This window comes from Flavobacterium aurantiibacter, assembly GCF_002251775.1.
Lineage (GTDB): Bacteria > Bacteroidota > Bacteroidia > Flavobacteriales > Flavobacteriaceae > Flavobacterium > Flavobacterium aurantiibacter.
The window spans coordinates 1-1,136 of the sequence record NZ_NOXX01000008.1 but is presented as its reverse complement, the minus strand read 5'-3'; the positions used below and the strand labels follow the sequence as shown (position 1 = coordinate 1,136).

1 protein-coding gene is annotated in these 1,136 nt (G+C 36.1%); it reads right to left on the bottom strand.

Going from position 1 to position 1,136, the window contains the following annotated elements; all coding sequences use genetic code 11:
- Positions 1-132: 132 nt before the first annotated feature.
- Positions 133-1,086 (bottom strand): SRPBCC family protein, encoded by a 954-nt coding sequence (locus tag CHX27_RS00065; RefSeq protein ID WP_094484762.1) that lies wholly within the window; start codon positions 1,084-1,086, stop codon positions 133-135.
- Positions 1,087-1,136: the final 50 nt, after the last annotated feature.

The following is a 1,136-nucleotide window of genomic DNA, read 5'->3' as shown; positions in this document are numbered from 1 at the left end:
AACGGTTTGGCGCTTGGCGAAGAAGCGGATTTCGGAGCGCAAAACTGTCTGCCAGCACTGAATTTGATACGAAGCACAAAACTTCATTTAAGCACTGAACCCGCTTTTTTGCCAAACGCCTGTTACCACCAGTTATTCTTTCGTTTCGCATCTGTTTTCAATTACATTTAGTAGTCGATCTTGAAAGTCTGTCAGGATAATGTCTCCCCAAAATCTTCCATAAAAATTGATTGTCGAAGTCAACTGATAACTTGAAGAAAGTGTCAACTTTACTTGTCCATTTTTTAATTCGGTCAGTTCGTATGTTGCGGCAACAAAGTTGAAATAGTTACCATTTAAAACGTGTTGGTCAAATACTTTTTGTCGAACCGTTGAAGGGTCAATTTTTATGTCGAAGGAAACTTTTTTATTCTCATCATATTCCGTGATTGTTTCAATGAACATTAAACCACCTTCAAAATTTCCTATTCTTTGTCCGCCAAGTTCTTTTTTGTCAACAGTAGCACTTATCGGCCGGGGAATTCCGATTGAATTGAAAAATCCTGAATTATATTCTTTAGGATCAATTGTCTGAACTTCTACAATATTATTCCAAATTTTTTCTGGAGTTGTGTCAATGATAACTTCACTCGTTACGTTGTAAGTGTCAGAAGGACTTTTTATGTATTCTTCGATTGGTGCGAATAAAAAAGGCAACAAAACTAAGGTCAGAAGTTTTCCTTTACTTTTTTGTTTGTTAATCTGAACTATCCTGTAAATCAACGCTCCAATTGTTCCTAAAATAAAAAAAGGTGCTGCAAGAACCAATAAACAAATGAAGTCTTCAATACCAAATAGGAACATTGTTAAAAAGAAAGTCGTAACTGTCAGCCAAGGAATGAAAATAATGTTCTTGTAAGATTTGAGTTTGTCATTGTCAGCAAACATTAATGGAATAATTCCCAAAATGGTAGGAATGATAAATAGATATGTCACCGAAGCTAAAGTTGCTTTTTGTCCGAATACTAACCTTGTCACAAGTCCGTATGCGATACCGAGAGCAATTCCGATAATTAGTAGTCCGTATTTTTGTTTCAGTCGTGTCATCTGTTATAATTGGTGGTAACGTTTTTGCGCTTGGCGTTCGTGCGGGATTT

What these genes read in the sequence shown, in the direction of transcription:
- CHX27_RS00065 (WP_094484762.1), bottom strand. Translation starts at nt 1,086, where the DNA reads ATGACACGACTGAAACAAAAATACGGACTACTAATTATCGGAATTGCT.